Here is a 23689-nt window from a genome sequence, read left to right on the forward strand (position 1 = left end):
GCGCCGCCCGATACGTTCCCGGCCAACAATAACTAGAGGTAGGAGATGCAGGACAACTCGTTGAGGCAAAGCCTCAAGCAACGGCACATCACGATGATCGCGCTCGGCGGCGTGATCGGCGCGGGCCTGTTCGTCGGCTCCGGCGCGATCATCGCAACGGCCGGCCCCGCGGCGATCCTGTCGTACCTGATCGGCGGCGTGATCGTCACGCTGGTCATGTTCATGCTCGGCGAAATGGCGTCCCGCAATCCCGACAGCGGATCGTTCTCCACGTATGCGAGCAGCTATCTCGGCGAATGGGCCGGCTTCGCGGTCGGCTGGCTGTACTGGTTCAAGTCGATGATGACGATCACCGTCGAAGCGATCCTGCTCGGCGCGATCCTCCACGATTTCCTGCCGTGGCTGCCGATCTGGGGCGGCGCGCTGTTCATGCTCGTCACGCTGATCGCGAGCAACGCGTATTCGGTGCGCTCGTTCGGCGAAGCCGAATACTGGCTGTCGTTCGCGAAGGTCGCGACGATCATCGTGTTCATGGCGCTCGGCGCGTCGATCCTGCTCGGCTTCCAGCCGCGCATTCCCGCGCCGGGGCTCGTGAACCTCACGGATCACGGCGGCTTCATGCCGAACGGCATCTCGCCCGTGCTCGCCGGCGTGATGGTCGTGATCTTCTCGCTCGGCGGCAGCGAGATCGCGGCAGTGGCCGCGGGCGAATCGGAAAACCCGAGCAGGAACGTGATCCGCGCGATCAAGAGCGTGATCGTGCGCGTGATGGTGTTCTACGTCGGCTCGGTGTCGATCCTGATCCTGTGCATGCCGTGGACCGACAAGGCCAACCTGAAATCGCCGTACGTATCGCTGTTCGGCATGGCAGGCTTCACGGAGGCCGCCGTCGCGATGAAGATCGTGCTGTTCGTGTCGTTCATGTCGGTGATGAACTCGTTCCTGTTCTCGAACTCGCGCATGCTGTTCTCGCTGAGCCAGCGCGGCCACGCGCCCGCGGTGTTCGGCCGCACCAACGCGAAGGGCGTGCCGATGAACGCGCTCGTGCTGTGCCTCGCGATCTGCGTGTCGATCCTCGGCATTCACTTCGTGAGCGGCGGCGACCTGTTCCTGATGCTCGCGAAGAGCAGCGGCGCGTTCGTGATGATCGTGTGGATCTTCATCATCGTCGCGCACTTCGCGATGCGCCGGCAGACGAAGCACGAGCAACGCGATCCGACGGCGTTCCGCGCGTGGTTCTATCCGGTATCGAACTGGGTCGCGCTGCTGGCGCTGGTCGCCGTGCTGGGGTCGCAGGCGTTCAACCCGGATTCGCGCTTCCAGTTCTGGTTCACGGTGCTGACGGCGCTCGCGATCGTCGCGGCGTACTTCCTGCGGCGCAAGCAGCCGTCGTTCGGGCAGGCCGCCGGCGCGAAGGGGCGTTGACCGGCGGGAGGCCGACCGGCGTGCGCGTTCCGTTCAGCCGAACGGCCGCACGCCGATCAGCGGGCCGTGCAGGAACAGCGCGAACACGGCCCAGGCGACGAGCCCGGCCGCCACGGTTGCGAGGTCGCCGGCCAGCCCGCCGGCCGGATAGCGGACACCGTCGCTGCGATCCCGCGCACGCGACACGACGAAATCGACGATCGACCACACGAAGAACGCACCGAACAGCACGACCGCATGCACGGTGCCGTTCACGAGCAGGTGCGCCACCGCCCACACCATCACGCCGGCCAGCATCGGATGCCCGACGAGCGTCTTGATCCGGTTGCGCGGCACGTAGGACGCGGCGATCAGCACGAATGCGACCGCGGTCAGCATGCCCGTCAGGTGGCGCACGCCGACCGGCGACACCCACAGCAACGTCGCGCCCGCGCGGGCGATCCCGTACCCCCAGATGATCAGCACGAAGCCGACGATCGACGCGATCGCGTAGCCGCCCTTCCAGCCTTTCTCGCCGATCCGATCGATCGTCGCGGACCGCCAGCCGTCGGCGACGATCCGGACCGAGTGCACACCGAGGAAGATCGCTAAACCGAGAATCAGGACGAGCATCGGCTGTCTCCGTCTGGAATGATGAGTGGGGAAGCGTGCCGCGCGGCGTACGGTGCGCCGTTCGCGGGCCGGCGGCGAGGCCGGCGCGGGTCGCGCGACGCACGGGCGCAGCCCGCGCCGATCATAAACGTCGGGGCCGCCGTTGTGAAGCACGCAGGATGTGCGGTGCGTCACGCTCGATGCGTTCATGCGCCGGATCGCGCGGGCCAGTCGCCCGCGCGGCGTGCTGGTCGGCCGCGACGAGGCGGTCTGAAAGAAAGGAAAGCGAACCTTGCGAGGCTGTCGCGCCACGCGGCCGGTATTACGTCTGCTTGCGCTTCGCTGCCGGTTTCGGTGCCGGCGCGGATGATGATTTCGATGCCGGTTTCGCTTTCTGCGCCGACGCCGGTTTCGATGCGGATTTCGCCGCTGGCGTGGATGCCTTTTTGGGCGCCGGTTTCGCTGCAGGCTTCGGCGCCGCCCTCGATCCCGTCTTCGACACCGCCCGCGCCTTGCGCTTCGGCGGCCCGGCCAGCAGCGCCGCGCGATACGCGCTGCGGCACCAGTCGAGCAGCGCGCCCGCATCCTCGAGCACGTCGGCCGGCGTTTCGTAATAGCCCTCGAGCGAGACGGTGCGCGTGGGCCGCGCATACGAGAACGGCCCCATCCCCGCCGCGACGAACGCCGGGCGATTCACGTCGTCGACACGCAGGAACAGCGACCCGCGCGACAGGAAGCCGAACATCACGCCGTCGAGCCGCAAGGCCGCCCCGCTGAAGAACCGTGCTACGGCGACCGTACCGAGCGGCGCAAGCTGATACGCAATTTCCTCGCCGTGCGCCTTCTCCGCCTGCCAGCTCATGCGGACGCCTCGCAGCGCTGCGTCCACGCATCGAACTCGGCCGCGTCGACCCCGACGGCCGCCGCGCTCTCGCGAATCTGCCGCCACGTTGCGCGGTCGACCGGAATCCCGGCCGTGCCGCGTGCGGCGCGGCTCGCCTCTTCCGGCTCGCCGGGCACCTGCACCGGCGCATCGCCGGCCCGCGGCGACGCCTTCGCCCACGCGACGAACGCATCGGCTTCGCGTTCGGCATCGGCCGCGTCGAACGCGTTCGGATCGATCAGCACCGACAGCATCCCGTTGACGATCGCGCTCGTCTTCTGCAGCGTATCGCCGTACGTCGTATGCCCGCCCACCAGCGCGCCGCCGAAGATCTCGCACATCGCCGCGAGCGCATAGCCCTTGTGCAGCCCGAACGGCAGCAGCGCGCCGAACGGCTGCTCGTGCATCACGGCCGGATCGTCGGTCGGCTGGCCGCGATGGTCGATCAGCGACCCGGCCGGCACGCGCTTGCCCTGGTTGTACGCGACACGCGTCTTGCCGTACGCGATCGCGCTCGTCGCGAAATCGAGCAGCAACGGCGGCTTGCCCGCCCGCGGATACGCGGCGCAGAACGGATTCGTGCCGAAACGCGGATCGGTGCCGTGCAGCGGCGCGACCAGCAGGTCGCCCGGCACGTTGACGAAATGGAACGACACGAGCCCGGCGCGCGCGCACTGCTCGGCCCAGTGCCCGATGCGGCCGAGGTGATGAACGTCGCGCAGCCCGATCGCGCAGATGCCCATGCGCCGCGCGCGCTCGATTCCTTCGACCATCGCCTCGAACGCGATCACCTGGCCGAAGCCGCGCCCGCCGTCGATCGTCAGCACCGCGCCGCCGTCGCGGACGATCGACGCGTGCCCGTTCAACTGCAGCTGCCCTTCGCGCCACGACGCGACGTAATTCGGGATCATCCCGATCCCGTGCGAATCGTGGCCCGCGAGATTCGCGCCGACCAGGTGATCGGCGACGAGCGTCGCCTCGCGCGGGTGGCTGCCGGCCCGTTCCCAGAGTGCCGCGACGAAGGCGTGCAGCGATTCGGCGCGCATGCGCAGCGGTTCGGTATCGGGCGTCGGCAGTGCGGTCATCGGCAACACTCCATCAAGGCGGTTCGGGTCGGGCAACGGTACGTCGAACGTTGCGCCGATCAGCGCGCGGTCGCGATCACGTCGGCAACGGCCGCGGTGAGCTTCTTCGCATACGGTACGTGCAGGAACTCGTTCGGGCCGTGCGCGTTCGACTTCGGCCCGAGCACGCCGCACACCATGAATTGCGCTGCGGGGAAGCCTTCCTGTAGCACGTTCATCAGCGGGATCGTGCCGCCGAGGCCCATGTACGCGCAGTCGGCGCCGAAGTGGCGGCGCGACGCGGCGTCGAGCGACGACGCGAGCCACGGCGCGAGATCCGGCGCGCTCCAGCCCGTCGCGGCGCCGGCGTCCGGCTTGAACGTGACCTTCGCGTTGTACGGCGGATCGAGTTCGAGCAATTCCTTGAGCTGCTGGACGGCCTGCGCGGCGTCGACGAGCGGCGGCAGCCGCAGCGACAGCTTGAATGCGGTGCGCGGACGCAGCACGTTGCCCGCATCGGCGAGCGCCGGCATGCCGGCCGCGCCCGTCACCGACAGCGACGGACGCCACGTCGAATTCAGCAGCGCCTCGCGCGGATCGGTCGTGGTCGGCAGCACGGGCTTGCCATCCTGGCCGCACGCCCACGGCAGCCCCTTCCACACCGTGTCGCCGAGAATCGCGGCAGCGGCCTCGGCTTCGCGCACGCGGCTCGACGGAATCTCGCAATGGAACACGCCCGGCAGCAGGTTGCCGTTCTTCGCGTCTTCGAGGCGCTCGAACAGCTGGCGCATCACGCGGAAGCTCGACGGCGCGATGCCGCCGTAGACACCCGAGTGGACGCCTTCTTCCAGCACCTCGACCTGCAGATCGCCGGACACGAGGCCGCGCAGCGACGTGGTGAGCCACATCTGGTCGTAGTTGCCGGCGCCCGAATCGAGGCACACGACGAGCGACACCTGACCGAGCCGGTCGCGCAATGCGTCGACGTACGGCAGCAGGTCGTAGCTGCCCGACTCCTCGCAGGTCTCGATCAGGCCGACGCAGCGCGGCCGCTCGATGCCCTGCTCGTCGAGCGCGCCGAGCGCCGCGAGGCTTGCGTAGATCGCATAGCCGTCGTCCGCGCCGCCGCGGCCGTACAGCTTGCCGTTCTCGAACTTCGGCGTCCACGGGCCGAGGTCCGCGCGCCAGCCGTCGAATTCGGGCTGCTTGTCGAGGTGGCCGTACAGCAGGATCGTGTCGGTGCTGCCCGAGCGCGTGGCCGGAGACTCGAAGAAGATCACCGGCGTGCGGCCCGGCAGGCGCACGATTTCGAGCTTCAGGCCCTTCACCGGCTGCCGTTCGGCCCACTGCGCGGCATCGGTGACGACGCGCTCGAGATATCCGCGTTTCGCCCAGTCGGGGTCGAATGCGGGGCTCTTCGCGGGAATCGCGATGTAGTCGGTCAGGGCGTGGAGGATTTCATCGTTCCACTTGCGCTCGATGAAGGTAACGAGCTTGTCATGGTCGAGGACGGGGGTAGTGTCGACGGAAGTCATGGTGGGGGTGCCTGGATCGGGCTGACGAAAACCCAGATCATACGCCGATGCGCCCCCGCCGGCGCCCCTCCTGGCCGTTCAGACAGCGTTCGGAAATGCGTCGCGCAGCCCGGCCGCGCGGGTGAGCGCATCGTGCCGCAGGGACGGCTTTTCATCGTCGCGCGAGCGCTCCGGCCCGACACCCGCTACGTGCCGCCGCGATCCATCCCGCGCCGGTACGCGGCCGGGCTCGTCGCCGCGACGCGCCGGAAATGCCGGCGCAGCGACTCCTCGGAACCGAACCCGGCGCGCGCCGCGACCTGTGCGAGCGGCAGTGCCGGCTGCGCCTCGAGCATGTCCTTCGCGACGTTCACGCGCTCGCGGATCAGCCACGCCAGCGGCGACATCCCCGTCGCATCGGAGAACTGACGCTGCAGCGTGCGCGTGCTCATCGCGGCCTGCGCGGCGAGCGACGCGAGCGTGTGCGGCTCGGCCGCATGCGCGCGCATCCAGTCGATCAGCTTGGCGAGCCGGTCGGTGCCGCCCGGTGCGACCGGACGCGGCACGAACTGCGCCTGGCCGCCGTCGCGATGCGGCGGCAGCACGAGACGCTGCGCGACGCGGTTCGCGATCGCGCCGCCATGATCGCGGCGCACGAGATGCAGCAGCATGTCGAGCCCCGCCGCCGAGCCGGCCGACGTGACGATCTGCCCTTCGTCGACGTACAGCGCATCGGGATTCACGCGCAGCGCCGGATAACGGGCCTGCAGGCGTTCCGCATACCGCCAGTGAGTCGTCACGGTGAGGCCGTCGAGCACGCCGGCCGCCGCGAGCACGAACACGCCCGAACAGATCGAGCAGAGCCGCGCGCCGCGCCGGTGCGCGGCCCGCAGCTTCTTCAGCAACGGCTCGGGCGGCAATTCGTCCGGATCGCGCCAGCCGGGAATCACGATGGTGTCCGCGCGATCGAGCGTCGCGAGCCGGTAGGGCGCGGCAACGGTAATGCCGCCCGCCGCGCGCACCGGCCCCGGCTCGCTCGCGCATACCGCGAAGCGATACCAGTCGACGCCGAGTTCGGGGCGCTCGAGCGCGAACAGTTCGACCACGCAGCCGAATTCGAACGTGCAGAGCCGATCGTAGGCGAGCGCGACGACGAGATGATTGTGCATGGCGCGATGTTACCGGAACTTGTCGATCGCGCCACTGCCGCGACCCGCGCCGAACCGCGATACTGCCCTTCATTGCGGCGCATTTCGTGCCCGTTCAACCCGGAGAGCCTGACCATGTCCCACGTCACCGACGTCCCCGCCGCCGACAGCCCCGCCGCCCTCGCGCATTTCGAGGCCTCGCTGCGCTTCGAGACCGATTGCTGGGACGTGCACGACGCGTTCGCGTCCGGCACGCCCGATTTCGTGCTGCTCGACGTGCGCGGCCCCGACCAGTTCACCGCCGGCCACGTGCCCGGCGCGCGCAACCTGCCGCACCGCAAGATCATCGAAAGCAAGCTCGCCGGCTACCCGGCCGACACGCTGTTCGTCGTCTACTGCGCGGGGCCGCACTGCAACGGCGCCTCCCGCGCGGCGATCCGGCTCGCGCGCCTCGGCCGCCCGGTCAAGCTGATGATCGGCGGCGTGACGGGCTGGCTCGACGAAGGTTTCGCACTGAGCAACGACGTGCAGCCGACCGACGTCGAAGCCGCCTGATCGTCACTAAAAGCGCAACAATCAATTGCCTGCACACGAACGGAAAAAGCGCGACAATCAGCCTCATTGCAGTTCGGACGGAGCAGCACCATGCATGATGCAGTCCTGATTCAAGTGGCCGGTTCAGTCGCGGCGATCGCGCTCTATTTCCTGCCGGCCGTCATTGCCGACCGGCGCGGCCGGCACGACAAGCTGACGATCGCGATGTTCAACGCCCTGTTCGCGTGGACAGGCATCGGCTGGCTGATGACGCTGTACTGGGCGTGCCAGCCGAACCCGCGCACCGACGTCGCGCAGACGATCCTCGCGAAGCGCCGCGGCATCAGCATGCGGACTTTTTCGACCGGCCTCGTCGAACGCGTGCAACGCCGTGTCGCCGCCCAGGAGCAATGGGCGGAAAAACAGGGCTGCCGGTAAGTCCCTCTTTCCCCTTCACCGACTCGCGTCGAACTTCGGCATCCTGACATTGGTCGACGCGCGGTAATCCCACTTCAGTGCGTCACGCGGCGGCCAGCCGCCCGCGTGCAACCGCGCCGCGAATGCCCCCGCCGTGACCGCCCGTGCGATTCGCTCGCCCGGACATCCATGCGGCCCCGTGCCGAAACCGAAATTCGGCCCCGCCGTGCGGCCGGGCATCAGCCGGTGCGGCTCGCGATGCACGGCCGGATCGCGATTCGCCGCCGCCAGCACGACGAGGATCGCGTCGCCGGCTTCGACGCTCACGCCTTCGATCGTCGTGCGTGCCGCGACGAAGCGGCGCGTGTTCTGTACCGGTGAATCGAAACGCCCGACTTCGGCGACGAATGCGTCGATCGCGGCAGCGTCCGGCACCTCGCCTGCTTCGCCGTTCCACGCCACGAGTGCATTGCCGAGCCATGCGGCGGTCGCCTCGCATGTCTGCGACAGCAACCCGACGAGATTCGCGACCAGCGCGCCGCCCGCCTGCCAGCCCGACGCGCGGGCCGCCTGCTGTACCGCGGCGACCAGCGTGCCGTCCTGCGCATGCGACTGCGCGACGCGTTCCGTCATCCGGTCGAGCAGTTGTCGCGCCGCGTCGCTCGCGCGCGCCAGCGCCGCGGCATCCGACAGCGGCGACAGTGCCGCGACGAATTCGACGACCCGCGCCGCGATGTCGTCGAGCTGGGTTTCGTCGAAGCCGAGCAGATCGGCAACCGCGCACACGGGCACCGTCATGCACCATGCGTTCAGCGCGTCGGCATCGCCGGGCGCGGACAACCGCCGCGCGGCAATCGTCTCGGCGCGATCGCGCAGCGCGGCGTAATAGGGATAGGGATCGCGGTGCGTGACCGCGGCAATGGGATCGGTCGGGTTCATGCGCTCAGTATCGGCGCAGTGCGCCGCCGCATGTTTCGGGATGGCGTGAAATGTCGCGGTACGGACGGGGAGCGACGAGTCACGGCATGGCTGAGGCGGCCGGCGTCAGGCCGCCGATCGGTCGCGGTGCGACTGCATGCGCAGCCGGACCCGCCCGGCCGAAATCGCGCGCGGTTCGGGCACCACCGTGTCGTGATGGAACATTTCCTGCCGGAATTCGCCGCTTTCGTCGAACCACTGGCAGATCAGCCAGTCGCCGTCGTCGAACACGACCGGCCCGGCATACGTGACGGTCATGCGCGGGCCGCCCGTTTTAAGCGTCACGACATCGCCCACGCGAAACCTCATGCGGTGATTTTCTCGGATCGTCATCGCTCTCTCAGCTTTTTATATATTGAATATATTGATATTCCCGGCGGCGCACTGACCGGCCATTGGAACGTGCCGCAGATTATCAATCAAAAAATCATCCGGCAACTGCCGCGCGCGGCAACGCTCTGAACAATAACCTGCAACAATGCGCGGGATCGTCACGCCTGACGGCCCGCCGGGCGTCAGGCGCGGCGCGCCGGCTGTGGCCGAACAGGCGGAATGCGGAGAATAGACGATGATTTTCGTGTCGTCATCGACGATTAATTCGGACGCGAAACTGGTTGATTATTGTCAATCAATGTTTCGCCGTAAACGATTCCGGCTTTTATTGGGGCTCATTCGTCGAACAAAATCGGCGAATTATCGGGCGCCGCAAACCAGCGGTTGATATCGCGCCCCGGCACGGCCGCCTGGGTAAAGGTGAAGGTGCCGTCGCGCCTCATCTCCGTCGCCGCGCGCAGGAACGCGCCGAGCGCGGCCCGCGCCAGCGCGCCGCCGACGCTGACACGCTTCACGCCGAGCGCCGCCAGTTCGTCGAGGCTCAGCAGCCCGCCCTGCAGGCCCATGACGACATTGACCGGCGCGCCGACCGCCCGCGTCACCGCCGCGATCTCGTCGGCGTCGGTGATGCCGGGCGCGTACAGCACGTCGGCGCCGGCGTCGCGATAGGCGACGAGCCGCGCGATCGTGTCGTCGAGGTCGCGGCGGCCGTGCAGGTAGTTTTCGCAGCGGGCGGTCAGCGTGAACGGAAACGGCAGCGCGCGCGCCGCGTCGACGGCCGCCGCGATGCGCTCGACCGACGCGTCGCGCGCATAGATCGGCGTATCGGCGCGGCCGGTCGCATCCTCGATCGAGCCACCGACCGCGCCGGCTTCGGCCGCCAGCCGGATCGTTTCGGCCACCGTGCCGGGCGCGTCGCCGAAGCCGTTCTCGAGATCGGCGCTCACCGGCAGGCCTCCCGCGGCGACGAGATCGGCGATGTGATCGAGCATCGCGTCGCGGTCGATCGCGTTGTCGGGCTGCCCTTTCGAAAACGCGTAGCCGGCGCTGGTCGTGGCGAGCGCCTCGAAGCCGGCCATCGCGAGCAGGCGCGCGGTGCCGGCGTCCCACGGGTTCGGGATGATGAACGCGCCGGGGCGCGTATGCAGCGCACGGAAAGCTTCGGCGTGGCGGGCTTGCAGGTCGGAACGGATCATCGCGAACTCCAGGGACAGTGTTGACGGGTGAGCTTACGCCGGTCGTGCACGCGACGTTTCAGCTTTCGTCGAAATGTCGTCGCGCAACAGGAAGAATGCGGCCCAACGCCGAATGCAGGCCACCCCGCGCGGCCGCCCGCGTCGGTTCACGTCGATACGGGCCGCCCGCCGTCGCTGCCGAGCAACACGTCGGTGACGGCCTCGGAGAACCGCATCGCGCGACCGTCGATCAGCACGCCATCCGGATTCGACGGATCGCGCACCGCTGGCGGCACGCCATGCGCAAGCAGCACGCGCGCGCACGCCTCCCAGTCGGCCTCACCGGCTCCCTCCGGTTCGTTGACCGACGCCCACGACAACGTACCGAGCGCGTCGCTGCCGAACCCGTGCAGGTCGCGCCAGCCCGCACCGTGCGCGAGCAGAAACGCCAGCAGTTCCGCATCGCCGCGGAACACCGCGTGATTCAGCGCGCTCGCGTCCCAGTCGCCGCCACGCGCGTCGATCGGCCAGCCCAGCTCGACCATCACCTTCACCGCATCGCGCGAACCCCATGCGGCGGCGTCCGGCAGCAACCGCAGCCGGTCGTCGGACAGCGCACCGGGCAGTTCGCGATGACGCCCCTGGATGCGCCGTGCGTCGTCGGCATCGGCGCGCGCGCACGCCGCCACGAACGCGTCTTGCGCATCGAGCGCTTCCTCCGCGCCGGCCGCGCGCAACAGCGCCGCGACATCGGACGATCCGGTCTGCATCGCGAGCCGGTACGCGCTGACGCCCGCGGCGGTCCGCACGTGGGGATCGGCGCCGGCCGCCAGCAGCGCGGCGACGTGGCGCGCCGGGCAACGCACGGCGATCGCGCGCAGCAACGGCGCGCCCCACGTCCTGGTCGGCCCCTCGCCGGCCGGTTCGTTCGGATCGCCGCCATGCGCGAGCAGCAGTTCGAGCGCGGTCGCGTCCGGCACGTCGAGCGCGCGTCGCAACGCATTCGTCCCGCCCACCCGCGCGCCGTGCTCGAGCAGCAGCCGCGTGCACGCCGGGTTCTCCACGGAGTGATACAGCGATTCGCCGTCGTTCGGATCGGCGCCGGCTTCCAGCAGCATCGCGGTGAGCGCCGGATCGCGCTGGACGCCGGCGGCGCCATAGAGCGCCGACAGCGGCGCCGACGCATCGGGCGCGGCGAGCGAGGCCGGCGGATACCGGTTGCCGATCCGCTGGTTCGGATCAGCGCCCGCATCGAGCAGATGACGCGCGCACGCACGCAACCTCGCCGCGAATTCGGGAAGCTGCCCGAGCCGCGAATGCGTGACGGCGACGAGCGGCGGCAGCTTCAGCGCCCCGCCGGCGCGCGCGATCCAGCCGGGATCGGCGGCCAGCGCGGCCTTCACCGCGTCGAGATCGCCGGCCGCACACGCGATGGTCGGGTCCGCCGAAACGAGATCGGGATGATCGAGCAGCAATTGCGCGGCGACGCGCGGCCGGGCCGCGTCGAAGCCGCCCGTCACGTCGGCGCCGTAAGCGAGCTCCAGCCAGCGGCGGATCAGCAGCGGCCGCGGTTCCCGCGTGAGCGCATGGGTTTCGACGAACACGCCGAGATCGGCCCACGAAGCAAAACCGTACTCGCGCGCGATGCAGGACTGCGCGTCGTGCAGGCGCAGCCCGAGCGCGAGCGTTTCGTCGTGCGTGCGATTCGCGGCGGCGGGCAGCGACTCGACGAAGCGCGCGACGGCATCGGCGTCACCCTGCCGGTACAGGCGCAACAACGCCTTGGCCTGCTTTTTCAGATGATCGGGATGGGCGTTGGGAGGCAGCTTTTTCATGCGGATCCTCGTGCATGGATGGCCGAAGGTCCGCAATACCGCCAGCACAAAGGATGGGGAAAGACCGGATTTGCCGCGACAGGTGGGTTGAACCCTTTCCGCGGACCCGGAAGCGACCTGCATCGCTGCCCGGTATCGTAGGCGACGGCCGCCGGCAACGTCAATCGTGCCGCGCGGCGGCGCTCAGCCCGCGAGCTTCTTCGTCAGGAAAATGCGGCTGTGCCCGACCGGATAATCGGGCAGCTCGCCGAAGCGGACATAGCCGCGCTTCTCGTAGAACGGTCGCGCCTGGAAGTCGAACGTGTCGAGCCACGCGCTGTGGCAGCCGCGCGCGACGGCCTCCTGTTCGGCCAGGTCCATGATGCGCGTGCCGGCACCCTGGCCGCGCGCGGCCTCGGGCACGACCAGCAGGTCGACGTGCAGCCAGCCGAACGCCGTGCCGCCCCACAGGCCGCCGACCACCGCGCCGGCCTCGTCGGTCACGATCACGGCCAGCGGCCGGAAGTCGACCGGGCCGGCCTGGCTTTCGTTGAAGCGGATGAGCGGCGCGACGATCTGCTTGCGCACCGCCGCGTCGCCCGCGTCGGTCACTGCGTAGGTCAACGTCATCGAGTTGCGTCGGGTCGTGAATGAAAGTGATGCGAGAGGGCTGAAACTGCCCGTGCCGCGCCCGTCAAACGACGTACGCGCCCTTCGCGTGCAGTTCCGCTTCGGTCCGCTCGAGCGCCGCGATCGCATCGCTGCCTTCGAGCGCCAGCAACTGCGCGACCAGCGCCTCGGCCATCGCATGCGCGGCCACCAGCGACGGAAAGAACGACGGGCTGTCGTGCGTGAAGATCAGTTGCGCGTCCGCGTGCAGCGCGATCGGCGACACGGCGCTGTCGGTGATCGCGACGATCCGGCTGCCCTGCGCCTTCGCGGCCTGCGCGACGCGCGTCGCTTCGGCCGAATACGGCGCGAAGCTGACGATCACGGTCACGCTCTGCTTCGCGATCGTCCGCAGTTCCATTTCGAGCGAACCGGCGACGCCGTTCAGCAGCGACACGGTCGGCCGGAACAGCCGGTAGCCGTAGACGAAACCGAACGCGACCGGATAGCACGAGCGAAACCCCGCCACGTGCACATGCGATGCCTTGCGAATCAGCTTTGCCGCATCCGCGAGCGCATGCTCGTTCTGCGCGGCGGTCGCCGACAGGTTGTGCTGCTGCGCGGCGAGCAGGTCGTGTGCGAGCGACGCCTTCGCGTCGGGCCGCACGAGCGAGCGCGCACGCTGCGTGAGCGGCTCGGGCCGCGTACGCACGCGCGCGACGCACAGGTCGCGCAGCTCGTTCCAGCCGGGAAAGCCGAATTGCTGCGCGAGCCGCACGAGCGACGCAGGCTGCACCTGCGCGCGCTGTGCGACCTTACGCATCGACGACGTGGCGACTTCGTCGGGATGATCGAGCAGGAAGGCGGCGCCCGCCTGGAATTGCGGGCTCAGCTCGGAAAATTGCGCCCGGATCCGGGACGCGAGTTCGTCGAAATTGGCGGCCATCTTGATGGGAACGGGAACCGGTCGTCCATGGTATCACCGGCCCCGCGCGCATCGGTCAGCGCAGCACTTCGACGTGATCGGCGTCGACCTTCACGCGGCCCGACCATTTGCGCTCGAATTCGCCGGTCAGCTTCACCTCGTTCTTGTCGCTGACGGGCTGGCCCGCCGCCCACAGCTTGTGGTCGATCTCGACACGGATCGTGCCGGTGGCGTCGGCGAACTCGTAGTCCTCGCCGCCGACGTGCTTGACGATGCGCCCCTGCAACTGCACGTGCTGGTCATCCCGGCCGTTGGCGAGCAGTTCCTTCACGGTGGTCGTGGTCAGCGCGGACGGCCCCGTGTATTGCGCGTAGACGGCGGCGGGCAGCGCGACGAGCGCGACCGCCAGAATTCTGGCCAGATGTTTCATGATCGTGGTCCTCTTCTTCGATGTGGCGCCGCGCTCCGTTGAACGCGACGGCGCCAGATTACGGACCGTAAGATTAAGCAAACCTGAAGGGCATCCCGAAGTGACACGGTGCCGCATTGGACGAGTACGAAAACCGCGCGGCGCCCTGCGCGCATTTAAGCTTGGTCTAAGACGCGTGCGCTTATCATGGGAATCCCGGGCGCCGCGGCGCCCCGTTTGAAGAGACACGAATTCATGCGCGTACTGCTCGTCGAGGACGATCCGCTGATCGGCAGCGGGCTCGAACAGGGCCTCAAACAGGAAGGCTTCGCGGTCGACTGGGTGAAGGACGGCGACGCCGCGTCGCTCGCGCTGCGCGCGACCGGCTACGGATTGCTGCTGCTCGATCTCGGGCTGCCGAACCGCGACGGCCTGTCGGTGCTCGCCGCGCTGCGCCGCCGCGACGAAAACCTGCCCGCGATCATCATCACCGCGCGCGACGGCGTGCCGGACCGCATCGCCGGCCTCGACAGCGGCGCGGACGACTATCTCGTCAAGCCGTTCGAGCTCGACGAGCTGCTCGCCCGCATTCGCGCGGTCAGCCGCCGCCATGCGGGTCGCGCGCAGACGACGCTCGCGATCGGCCCGCTGCGGCTCGATCCCGTCAAGCACCTCGTCTGGCTCGACGGTGACGAAGTCCCGCTGTCGCCGAAGGAATTCGTACTGCTGCACGAGTTGATGCGCGAACCGGGCGCGGTGATTTCGCGCGAGCAGTTCGAGGAACGGCTGTACAGCTGGGGCGAGGAAATCGAGAGCAACGCGGTGCAGGTGCATATCCACAACCTGCGCAAGAAACTCGGCCACGACATGATCCGCACGGTGCGCGGCGTCGGCTACCGGATCGGTGACGGCACGTGACGCGCATGGAACGCGCGGTCGCGCGCTGGCGCAACGCGTCGCTGCGGCGGCGCCTGCTGACGTGGCTGCTGCCGGCCGCGTGCGTGATCGGCCTGGTCGCGAGCGCCGGCACCTACTGGGGCGCGCTGCGCGAGCTCGACGACCTGCTCGACGACCAGATGCGCAGCATGTCGAAACAGATCGTGGTCGGCCCGAACGGCGAGCTGTCGTTCAGCAACCATGCCAAAGGCAAGCACGGCTTCGAAGCGAGCGACCCCGACGCGGTGCTGCTGCAGGTGTGGCGCAACGGCACGCTCGTGTATTCGACCGATCGCGACTCGAAGCTGCCGCCGCCCGCGCAGCAGGGCATCGCGAGCGTCGACGTCGGCGGCCAGCCGTGGCGCACCTATGTGACCGAGCGCGGCGGCACGACGATCCGGCTCGCACAGGCGCGGCATGCGCGCTGGGAAGCGATCGCGGGCATCGCCGTCCACCTGCTGTGGCCCGTGTTCTCGATGCTGCCGCTGCTCGCGCTCGGCCTGTGGTTCGGCATCGGCGCGGGGCTGCGGCCGCTGCGGGCGATCGCGTCCGGCCTGAAACGCAGGAATGCGAACAACCTCGAACCGGTCGACGTCGCGTCGATGCCGAACGAGGTCCGCCCGCTCGCCGAAGCGATCAACGACCTGCTCGCGCGCCTCGACCGCTCGTTCACGCTGCAGCGGCACTTCATCGCCGATGCCGCGCACGAGCTGCGCACGCCGATCATGGGGCTGTCGATCCAGTCGCAACTGCTGCGGCGCGCGGCGACGGCCGAGGAACGCGAGCACATCCTCGCGCAGATCCATGCGGGCACGACCCGCCTCGGCCACCTCGCCGAACAGTTGCTGACGCTCGCGCGCCTCGAACCCGATGCGCAGGCGGTCGTCTCCGCATCGGCGCCGGTCGATCTCGCCGCGCTGTGCCGCTCGGTGGTGTCCGATCGCGCACGCGTCGCCGACGCGCACCGGATCGATCTCGGCGCGATCGTCGACGTGCCGGTGATGGCCGCGGGCAATGCCGACACGCTGCGCGTGCTGCTGAACAATCTCGTCGACAACGCGATCCGCTATGCAGGCGAAGGCGCGCGCGTCGACGTGTCGGCGCGCGTCGACGGCACGACGCCCGTGCTCGAAGTCGCGGACGACGGCCCCGGCATTCCGGAAGCCGAGCGCGCCGACGTGTGGGAACGCTTCTATCGCGGCGAAGGCGCACAGGCCGCCACGTCGTCGGGCAGCGGGCTCGGGCTGTCGATCGTCAAGCGGATCGCCGAACAGCATCGCGCGACCGTCTCGCTGGGCACCACCCGCGGCGGACGCGGGCTGACCGTCACGGTGCGCTTCCCGCTGCCGGCCTGATGCGCGGGCGGCCGAAGGCTTGTCCACAGATAATGTTGGCAAGCTTGTGGACAACCTTCCATTAACAGCACCAAGCCCTTGATCGGAAAGGGTTTGTCGTGCGTGCGCGGCAAATGCGCCGGCCCGGGGCAAGCACGCCCGCGCGCGTCACTCCTGGTGGACAATCCGCTCGCCCCAAAGATCGGTCGAGGTTTCACGGATGTTCGCGTGCGCTTCCACGCTGCAATACCGAAGCCCCTTCGTCTGTCGACACTCGCCCATCAATTTGACAACTAGTTGTCTATTACGTAAAGTAGTTGTCAATTTACGACCCGAGCTGGCCATGACGAAATCCGACAAGTTGACCGCCGTCGCGCTATCCGTATTCCGGTTGAACGGCCTGCTGATCGAATGGGGCAACACCTTCGCCGGGCCGCACGGCTTGACCAGCGCGCGCTGGCAGGTGCTGGGCGCGATCTCGATGGCGCCGGACGCGCCCAACATCCCGCAGATCGCCGACACGATGGGCATCACGCGGCAGGCCGTCCTGAAACAGATCAACGTGCTGACCGACGAAGGGCTGGTGCTGTCGTTGCCCAATCCGGCGCACAAGCGCTCGCCGTTGTATGCGCTGACGCCGCGCGGCGAAGCGGCCTATCAGGCCGTGGTCGAGCAGTGGCAGCGGCATGTCCGCGACATCGCCGGCGACTTCAGCTCTTCCGACCTCGACGCGGCGCTGCGCGTGCTGTCGGCGATGTCCGGCGCGCACGGCCAGGACGGCCACGCGTAGCCGCCCGCTCGCCCTCTACCTCACCAGGAGCACCCATGCCCCAGTTCAAGCCGATGGATCCGGCCTTTCCGATCCAGCAACAGATTGCGATCGACGCGGACCCGGTCGTGCTCGTCAACGTGTTCACGCTCGCGCCCGCCGACGAAGCCGATTTTCTCGCCGCCTGGAAAGACGACGCGGCTTTCATGAAGCGGCAGCCGGGATTCATCTCGACGCAGCTTCATCGCGCGCTCGGCGACAGCCCGACCTACCTGAACTACGCGATCTGGGAATCGACGGACGCGTTTCGCGCGGCCTTCACGCATCCGGAGTTCGTCGCCAAGCTGTCGGCCTATCCGTCGTCCGCCGTCGCCAGCCCGCACCTGTTCCAGAAGGTCGGCGTGGCCGGTATCTGCACGGCGTGAGCGGGCATGCGAAGCGTGGCAGTGCGTGGCATCGGCCGCCTCGCGAACGTGGAGTTCTCCACAGAAAATGTTGGCAAGCTTGTGGATATCCTGCGCACCGCGACGCTAAACCCTTGATCCGATGGACTTTGGCACGCGTGATGCAGACACGGCGCGCGCCATGGCCATCGCGCACACCGCGTCGCCGCACTTCGCATCACGACGCCACGGCGATGTAGTCCCGATGTACTCCGATGCAGTCCGATGCACGCTCGATGCGCGTCGTAACGGCCGGCGCTGCGCCACTTACCCACAGATTGTGTTGGCAAGCTTGTGGATATCCTGCGCAAGCCTGCGCTAACCCATTGATCGGTCTACGGTTCGTGCCGCGTGTCATCGTTTCGGCAGCGCGCGGTAGCGGCCGGCGCGCACGCGGACGATTCAGTGCGATCGCAGCGCGGCGCCGATACCTTGACGCCCGCGCCCGTCACCCATCAAGATCACGCAAGCCGCACGCGGCCGCGCATGGCCGGCAACGCGCGTCGGCGCCACGGGCCGGCCGTTCCGCCGGCACCGCATGACGACATTTCAATCCGAGGAAGACCATGGACCACTTCACCGCGTGGCAATTGCTCATCTCGCTCGTGCTCGTCGCCATCGTCGTCTATCCGTACGTCCGCATCGTCCGGCGCACCGGGCATTCGGGCTGGTGGATCCTGACGATGTTCGTCCCGGTGCTGAACTTCATCATGTTGTGGGTGTTCGCGTTCGCGCGCTGGCCGGCCGTCGGCGATCGGCAGCCCTGAGCGTTGCCATCGCGGCAGCGCGCGGGCTTGTCCACAGATTGTGTTGGCAAGCATGTGGATAGCCTGCGCATACCGCGATCAAGCACTTGATCCGAAAGACTTTGTCCGCGCCGCCTAGAAAGCGGCACGCGGGCGGCCAATCACCGGTTATGTGCTGCGTCGACGCGTGACGCACCGGCTGCCACACTGCTCGCCGCGCTTGTCCACAGATTGTGTTGGCAAGCGTGTGGATAGCCTGCGCATACCGCGGCCAAACGCTTGATCCGAAAGACTTTGTCCGCGCTGCTTCAAACGCGGCACGACGGCGGGCGCATGCCTGGCGCCGCCGCGTGCGGGCTTGTCCACACTTTTTGTTGGCAAGCATGTGGATATCCTGAGCATGCGCGATCTAAGTCGTTGATCGCACAACGTTTGATCGCGCGGGTCACGACTGCGGCACGGCGCGCCCGCGGATCTCGCCACGCACGCCGCGCCGCGCCGCTCAACCGAACGTCTGCGCGACGATGCGCGCGACCGACGCGATCACGTCATCCTTCGCTCGTGCATCGGCTCGCGTCTGCGTGTAGTACACGGCCAGCACGATCGGCGCGCGCGACGTCGGCCAGATGACGCCCGCGTCGTTCGTCGTCCCGTAGTCGCCAGTACCGGTCTTGTCGCCGACCACCCATCCGGCCGGCACGCCCGCACGAATCCGCTTGTCGCCGACCTTGTTGCCGCGCAGCCACGCGACGAGCTGCGCACGCTGCGCGGCCGGCAGTGCGTCGCCGAGCGTCAGCACGCGTATGCTGGCGGCCATCGCGGCGGGCGTCGTCGTGTCGCGCGGGTCGCCCGGCAACGCGGTATTCAGTTCGGTCTCCCATCGATCGAGCCGGAACGCGTCGTCGCCGATCGAGCGCGCGTAGGCGGTGACCGCCGACGGGCCGCCGATCAGCTTCATCAGCAGGTTCGCGGCCGAATTGTCGCTGTACTGGATCGTCGCCTCGCACAGCGCGGCCACCGTCATGCCCGCGCCGACATGCTTCTCCGACACCGGCGAATAGTTGACGAGGTCGGCCTTCGTATACTTCACGCGCTGTTGCAGCAAGCCCGGCCGCTCGACGCTCTGCGCGAGCACCGCCGCACTCAGCATCGCCTTGAACGTACTGCAGAACGGGAAGCGCTCGCCCGCGCGATGCTCGATGACCCGGCCGCTCGCCGTGTCGATCGCGCATACGCCGAGACGGCCGCCCGCGTCGCGTTCGAGATCGGCGAGCGTCGCTGCTGCCGCGGCGGGCGCCATGGCGTCCGCGGCAGCCGCTGCCGCCGCCGTGGCCGGCTCCGGCGCAGCGGCCTGCCGCGACGCGCACGCGGTGGCGGTGAGAACGAGCGGCGCCGTCGCGGCGGCCAGCAACAGGGTTCGACGTTTCGATGAGTAGGTCATGTCGGTTGTCTCGTGGTGGAATGGCGGCGCAACGGTGTCGGGAGAGGGAAAACGGCCGGCCGCCGAGACAGCACTATCGAGACTTTACGGTTGCCTGACAAGCAACGATAATTGAGCGCTGACAAAAGAAATTCTTATGACGAAGCTCCGCCCTCATCTTCCGCTCAATGCGTTGCGCGCGTTCGAATCGTCGGCGCGCCACCTGAACTTCACGCGCGCCGGCCTCGAGCTGAGCGTGACGCAGGCCGCCGTCAGCCAGCAGGTGCGCTCGCTCGAGGAGCGGCTCGGCTGTACGCTGTTTACGCGGTTGCCGCGCGGCCTCGGGCTCACCGACGAAGGGCGCGCGCTGCTGCCGGTGCTGAGCGACGCGTTCAGCCGCATCGAAACGGTGCTCAAGCAGTTCGACGGCGGGCGTTTCCACGAGGTGCTGACGCTCGGCGTCGTCGGCACCTTTGCCCTAGGCTGGCTAATGCCGCGGCTGAAGCAGTTCGGCGACACGCACCCGTTCGTCGAGCTGCGGCTGCGGACCAACAACAATGTCGTCGACCTCGCCGCCGAGGGCCTCGACTTCGCGATCCGTTTCGGCGAAGGCAACTGGCCGGCGACGCGCAACGAGCGGCTGCTCGATGCGCCACTCACCGCACTGTGCACGCCGGAGATCGCGCGGCGCCTCGCGCGGCCGGCCGATCTCGCGAACGAAACGCTGCTGCGCTCGTACCGCACCGACGAATGGCTCGGCTGGTTCGACGCCGCACGGCTCGAACCGTGGGCCGTCAACGGACCCGTGTTCGATTCGTCCCGGCTGATGGTCGAGGCCGCGATGCAGGGTGCGGGCGTCGCGCTCGCGCCCGCGTGCATGTTCGCGCGCGAACTGCAGCTCGGCCAGCTCGCGCGGCCGCTCGACATCGACGTGCGCGCGGGCGGCTACTGGCTCACGTCGCTGAAGTCGAAACCGCTGACGCCCGCGATGACGCTCTTTCGGGACTGGATCGTGGCCGAGGCGGCCGGCGCCGCGCCCGTCGAATAACGCCGCTTGTCCACAGAAAGTGTTGGCAAGGATGTGGATATCCTGGGTACCTGGCGCCTAAGCCCTTGATCGCGCACGCATTAGCGTGCCGGTGCACGGCGCGGGCAGCCTTTGCGCACGGGCTTCGTGCCCCGGTCGCATTCCGGCCGGATCCTCAACCCCTGCGACGCAATCGATTGCGAGTTGTCCACAGATTTTGTTGGCAAGCCTGTGGATATCCGTCAGATCGGACGCGTAACATCTTGATACACAAGGGGATTCGATCCACGGACCTTGACCGGTCAATGGTGTGGCACCGGAACGGTTGTCGAACCGCTCGCCACGCACCCGCGACGCACCCGGCCGGCGGCCGGGCGGTTCTCCACAGATTGTGTTGGCAAGCTTGTGGATATCCTGCGCATCGGGCACCTAACTGGTTGAGCGCACGGGGTTTTGTGCCGCGTCTGCCAAATCGGGCAGCGCCCGCGCCGCCCGTGCATCAATGGCGGTCGAGCCCGCCGCGCAATTCGCTCGCCTTGTCGCGCAACGCTTCGTAGCCCGAACGCGCATGCTCGGGCAGATCGGGATCGCCGATCAGTGCGCCGAGCGTTTCGATCAGGCTGAACAGGATGCCTTTCGCCGCGCCGACCGCGATGCTCTGCGATTCGATCGACTTGTGCAGGTGGTCGACCGCCGCTTCCAGATTCTCGAGCTTGTGCTCGCCGTCGTCGGGCCGGTTGTCGGTCGTCATCGTCTACCTCCGCCATCGTTCAAGGGTCATGTCACGATTCTATGCCGCTGCGCGCGAACGTGGCGCGACATCGCGCAACGTTCGCGCAGCGCCCCGCTACAGTACCGCGACCACCTTCACGCGGCCCGGCTGCTCCGCCGCCGCGACGACCTGACCGTCGACACGGCGGAACGTCAGCGATACGGTTTCGTCGCCGACGCGCAGCGCGTCGATCCGCAGCCAGTCGACGCCTTCCGGCAAGGCCGGGCGCTCGACGCGCACCTCGTGGCGCGACGCGTCGATGCTCACGCCGAGGCACGCCTGCAGCATCATGAACGGCGCGCCGGCCGCCCACGCCTGCGGCAGGCAGGCCACCGGATACGCGGTCGGCGGTTCGCCGCGCCGGCGCGGGAACCCGCAGAACAGCTCCGGCAGGCGCATCTCGAAGCTCACCGCCGCCTCGAACAGCGCGCGCAGCAGATTCACCGCGGCCGTCTTGTCGCCGTAGCGCGCGAGACCGCGCGCGATCAGCGCATTGTCGTGCGGCCACACCGAGCCGTTGTGATACGCCATCGGGTTGAAACGCGGCTGGCCGGCCGCGAGCGTGCGGATGCCCCAGCCCGTCTGGAACAGCGCCGAGCCGAGCACGCCGGCGACCGCCGCGCCGCGCTCGGCGTCGGGCAGCCCGAATGCCAGCAGGTGGCCGGCGTTCGACGCGAACACGCGGCACAGCTCGCCATGACCGTCGAGCGCGATCCCGTAGAAATCGCCTTCCGGCATCCAGAACAGCGCATCGACCTGATCGCGCAGCGTCTTCGCGCGCAACGCGTAGCGCGTCGCGTCGGCCGCATGGCCGCGCCGGTGCGAGCATGCCGACATCGCGTCGAGCGCCGCGCACGCATAGGCCTGCACTTCGACGAGCGCGATCGGCCCGTCCGGGAAACGGCCGTCCGCGTGGAACACCGAATCGTGGCTGTCCTTCCAGCCCTGGTTCGCGAGGCCGCGCTCCGACGTGCGCTGGTAATCGAGCAGTCCGTACGGATTGCGGTCGCACTTGTCGATCACCCATTGCGCGGCGCGCTCGAGCGCGGGCCACAGCTCGTCGATCAACGCATCGTCGCCGGTGCGTTCGAGATAGGCGCCCGCGAGCACGATGAACAGCGGAGTCGTATCGACGCCGCCGTAGTACAGCGCGAACGGCACCTCGCCCGTCGCGGCCATCTCGCTGCGGCGGAACTCGTGCATGATCTTGCCGGGCTCCGCGTCGCGGAACGCGGAGGTCTCGCGCGCCTGATGCTCGGCAAGAAAACGCAGCACGCCGCGCGCGAGCGACGGCTGCAGCCACAGCATCTGCAGCGACGTGATGATCGCGTCGCGGCCGAACGGCGTCGAGAACCACGGAATGCCCGCATACGGGTACGGCCCCGTGTCGAGCTGCGTCGTGAGCAGCCCGAGATCCGCGAGCGAACGATCGAGCCATGCGTCGAACAGCGGATTGCCGGTGTTCACGCGCGCCATCGACTCGCGCCGTGCCCGCATCTCGCGATGCACGCCGACCAGCGCGGTACGCAGCGCGACGCGGCCGCATCCGGGCCCTTCGCCCTGCTCGGGCCCGAGCGTCGCATCGACGGTCAGGTAGATCGACACGCACGCCTGCGCGGCGATCGTCAGCGTGTAGTCCGCACGATCGACCGACAGCGCGTCGGGCGCCGGCGAGAAATGCACGGTCACGTTGCGCTCCACGCCGTCGAGGCCGTCGTAGCGCAGCCGCACCGCGCCCGCGTCGACGCGCGGCGCGCCCACCGTGCCGCGCTTCGGCCGCTGCGTGCCGCGCACTTCGAACATGTCCTTGAAATCGGCCGCGAACGACAGCGACAGCGGCACCTCGGCTTCGCTCGCGCCGTAGTTCGTCAGCGTCAGCGCTTCGTACAGCACGTCGCCCGCGAGCACGCGCATGCGCTCGATATGAATCACGCCCTCGGGCGTCTCGTGGCCGCCGAGCGGCGGCAGCGGGCGGTTCGTCAGGTGCGCGGTGAACGACGCGTTGTCGGCGCTCGTCGCGCCCGACAGCAGCGACGGCGCGCGGCCGCCGAACGTCAGGCGCCATTTCGACAGCACGCGCATGTCGTCGACGAACAGGCCGTCGTCATGCCCGCCGATGTCACCGAGCGCGTCGCTGACCACGAACGCGTCACCGGATTTCAGCACGTACTGGTTGTTGCGCGCGAGAACCTGCTGATCGGCTTCGGGCGCGATGAAGGCGGGACCCGACGCGATGGTCGGGGCAACTGGCGCGACTTGCGGCGCCTGCGTCGTCGTGGCTTCGGCGTGATTCGGCATCGATGCTCCTGTGTCGAGGCGCAACGCGCGGCGCGCGTCGCGTGTTTCGCACAGGATAGGCCAGAACCGGGTACGTGCGCAGCGACGAAACGGCCGCGGCGCCCCGCGACGTCGCTGCGTCGCGA

24 protein-coding genes are annotated in these 23689 nt (G+C 68.5%); 9 read left to right on the plus strand and 15 right to left on the minus strand.

Features of this window, described 5'->3' with window-relative positions:
* The first annotated feature begins 45 nt into the window (after positions 1 to 45).
* Positions 46 to 1425, plus strand: coding sequence for an amino acid permease (locus KU887_RS22410; protein WP_006490861.1), 1380 nt, complete (start codon positions 46 to 48; stop codon positions 1423 to 1425).
* Between the two features lie 33 nt (positions 1426 to 1458).
* On the opposite strand, the gene KU887_RS22415 is transcribed toward KU887_RS22410, so the two are convergent.
* The 5 genes from KU887_RS22415 to ftrA all read right to left on the minus strand — a co-directional run bounded on the left by KU887_RS22415 (position 1459) and on the right by ftrA (position 6646).
* Positions 1459 to 2037 carry an NnrU family protein gene (locus KU887_RS22415; protein WP_006490860.1) on the minus strand — a complete coding sequence of 193 codons (579 nt, stop codon included), beginning with the start codon at positions 2035 to 2037 and terminating at the stop codon, positions 1459 to 1461.
* Between the two features lie 301 nt (positions 2038 to 2338).
* A complete protein-coding gene (locus tag KU887_RS22420) occupies positions 2339 to 2878 on the minus strand; it encodes a TfoX/Sxy family protein (RefSeq protein ID WP_258258172.1) in 540 nt (179 codons plus the stop codon).
* Positions 2875 to 3984 (minus strand): malate/lactate/ureidoglycolate dehydrogenase, encoded by a 1110-nt coding sequence (locus KU887_RS22425; RefSeq protein WP_006490859.1) that lies wholly within the window; start codon positions 3982 to 3984, stop codon positions 2875 to 2877. Before KU887_RS22425 ends, KU887_RS22420 begins: the two co-directional genes overlap by 4 nt.
* 59 nt (positions 3985 to 4043) lie before the next feature.
* Positions 4044 to 5498, minus strand: a complete 1455-nt coding sequence (locus KU887_RS22430; protein WP_006490856.1) for a M20 family metallopeptidase — start codon at positions 5496 to 5498, stop codon at positions 4044 to 4046.
* A 185-nt stretch (positions 5499 to 5683) separates the two neighbouring features.
* Positions 5684 to 6646, minus strand: a complete 963-nt coding sequence (gene ftrA, locus KU887_RS22435; RefSeq protein WP_006490855.1) for a transcriptional regulator FtrA — start codon at positions 6644 to 6646, stop codon at positions 5684 to 5686.
* Positions 6647 to 6760: 114 nt separating this feature from the next.
* Here ftrA and KU887_RS22440 point away from each other — a divergent pair, with 114 nt between their 5' ends.
* The gene (locus KU887_RS22440) at positions 6761 to 7180 is read left to right on the plus strand and encodes a rhodanese-like domain-containing protein (protein ID WP_258258177.1); all 420 of its coding nucleotides are present in this window, start codon (positions 6761 to 6763) and stop codon (positions 7178 to 7180) included.
* A gap of 90 nt (positions 7181 to 7270) precedes the next feature.
* A complete protein-coding gene (locus KU887_RS22445) occupies positions 7271 to 7597 on the plus strand; it encodes a superinfection immunity protein (protein WP_006490851.1) in 327 nt (108 codons plus the stop codon).
* Between the two features lie 15 nt (positions 7598 to 7612).
* Here the strand turns inward: KU887_RS22445 and KU887_RS22450 are convergent, their stop codons facing one another.
* The 7 genes from KU887_RS22450 to KU887_RS22480 form a co-directional block, all read right to left on the minus strand.
* Positions 7613 to 8515, minus strand: a complete 903-nt coding sequence (locus tag KU887_RS22450) for a cytochrome P450 (protein ID WP_258258182.1) — start codon at positions 8513 to 8515, stop codon at positions 7613 to 7615.
* A 105-nt stretch (positions 8516 to 8620) separates the two neighbouring features.
* Positions 8621 to 8887, minus strand: a complete 267-nt coding sequence (locus tag KU887_RS22455; RefSeq protein WP_034178596.1) for a YodC family protein — start codon at positions 8885 to 8887, stop codon at positions 8621 to 8623.
* Positions 8888 to 9222: 335 nt separating this feature from the next.
* Complete coding sequence (locus KU887_RS22460; protein WP_006489758.1) at positions 9223 to 10083, minus strand: oxaloacetate decarboxylase; 861 nt, start codon at positions 10081 to 10083, stop codon at positions 9223 to 9225.
* Positions 10084 to 10229: 146 nt separating this feature from the next.
* Positions 10230 to 11897, minus strand: a complete 1668-nt coding sequence (locus KU887_RS22465) for an ankyrin repeat domain-containing protein (RefSeq protein ID WP_212066125.1) — start codon at positions 11895 to 11897, stop codon at positions 10230 to 10232.
* A 183-nt stretch (positions 11898 to 12080) separates the two neighbouring features.
* Positions 12081 to 12506, minus strand: a complete 426-nt coding sequence (locus tag KU887_RS22470) for an N-acetyltransferase (RefSeq protein ID WP_006485684.1) — start codon at positions 12504 to 12506, stop codon at positions 12081 to 12083.
* A gap of 64 nt (positions 12507 to 12570) precedes the next feature.
* Positions 12571 to 13431, minus strand: coding sequence for a MurR/RpiR family transcriptional regulator (locus tag KU887_RS22475; protein ID WP_006485686.1), 861 nt, complete (start codon positions 13429 to 13431; stop codon positions 12571 to 12573).
* A gap of 55 nt (positions 13432 to 13486) precedes the next feature.
* A complete protein-coding gene (locus KU887_RS22480) occupies positions 13487 to 13840 on the minus strand; it encodes a YgiW/YdeI family stress tolerance OB fold protein (protein ID WP_205671870.1) in 354 nt (117 codons plus the stop codon).
* A 234-nt stretch (positions 13841 to 14074) separates the two neighbouring features.
* Here KU887_RS22480 and KU887_RS22485 point away from each other — a divergent pair, with 234 nt between their 5' ends.
* From KU887_RS22485 to KU887_RS22505, 5 genes are all read left to right on the plus strand, one after another.
* Positions 14075 to 14737 carry a response regulator gene (locus KU887_RS22485; protein ID WP_006485687.1) on the plus strand — a complete coding sequence of 221 codons (663 nt, stop codon included), beginning with the start codon at positions 14075 to 14077 and terminating at the stop codon, positions 14735 to 14737.
* Positions 14738 to 14742: 5 nt separating this feature from the next.
* Positions 14743 to 16110, plus strand: coding sequence for an ATP-binding protein (locus KU887_RS22490; protein WP_206532996.1), 1368 nt, complete (start codon positions 14743 to 14745; stop codon positions 16108 to 16110).
* Positions 16111 to 16432: 322 nt separating this feature from the next.
* A complete protein-coding gene (locus tag KU887_RS22495; protein WP_006485683.1) occupies positions 16433 to 16879 on the plus strand; it encodes a MarR family winged helix-turn-helix transcriptional regulator in 447 nt (148 codons plus the stop codon).
* A gap of 35 nt (positions 16880 to 16914) precedes the next feature.
* Positions 16915 to 17283, plus strand: a complete 369-nt coding sequence (locus KU887_RS22500; RefSeq protein WP_006485685.1) for an antibiotic biosynthesis monooxygenase — start codon at positions 16915 to 16917, stop codon at positions 17281 to 17283.
* Between the two features lie 584 nt (positions 17284 to 17867).
* Positions 17868 to 18068 carry a DUF805 domain-containing protein gene (locus KU887_RS22505; protein ID WP_258258189.1) on the plus strand — a complete coding sequence of 67 codons (201 nt, stop codon included), beginning with the start codon at positions 17868 to 17870 and terminating at the stop codon, positions 18066 to 18068.
* A gap of 481 nt (positions 18069 to 18549) precedes the next feature.
* Here KU887_RS22505 and blaPEN-B read toward each other — a convergent pair whose 3' ends face one another.
* Positions 18550 to 19488, minus strand: coding sequence for a PEN-B family class A beta-lactamase (gene blaPEN-B / locus KU887_RS22510; RefSeq protein ID WP_258258190.1), 939 nt, complete (start codon positions 19486 to 19488; stop codon positions 18550 to 18552).
* Between the two features lie 136 nt (positions 19489 to 19624).
* On the opposite strand from blaPEN-B, the gene penR reads away from it, so the two are divergent.
* Complete coding sequence (gene penR, locus KU887_RS22515; protein WP_006491626.1) at positions 19625 to 20515, plus strand: beta-lactamase transcriptional regulator PenR; 891 nt, start codon at positions 19625 to 19627, stop codon at positions 20513 to 20515.
* 478 nt (positions 20516 to 20993) lie between these two features.
* On the opposite strand, the gene KU887_RS22520 is transcribed toward penR, so the two are convergent.
* Together KU887_RS22520 and KU887_RS22525 are read right to left on the minus strand one after the other, a co-directional pair.
* Positions 20994 to 21245, minus strand: coding sequence for a hypothetical protein (locus KU887_RS22520; RefSeq protein ID WP_006482135.1), 252 nt, complete (start codon positions 21243 to 21245; stop codon positions 20994 to 20996).
* A gap of 96 nt (positions 21246 to 21341) precedes the next feature.
* The gene (locus tag KU887_RS22525; RefSeq protein WP_006482131.1) at positions 21342 to 23564 is read right to left on the minus strand and encodes an amylo-alpha-1,6-glucosidase; all 2223 of its coding nucleotides are present in this window, start codon (positions 23562 to 23564) and stop codon (positions 21342 to 21344) included.
* Positions 23565 to 23689: the final 125 nt, after the last annotated feature.

The sequence above is a fragment of the Burkholderia sp. EMB26 genome (assembly GCF_024730645.1).
GTDB classification, from domain to species: Bacteria; Pseudomonadota; Gammaproteobacteria; order Burkholderiales; family Burkholderiaceae; genus Burkholderia; species Burkholderia cenocepacia.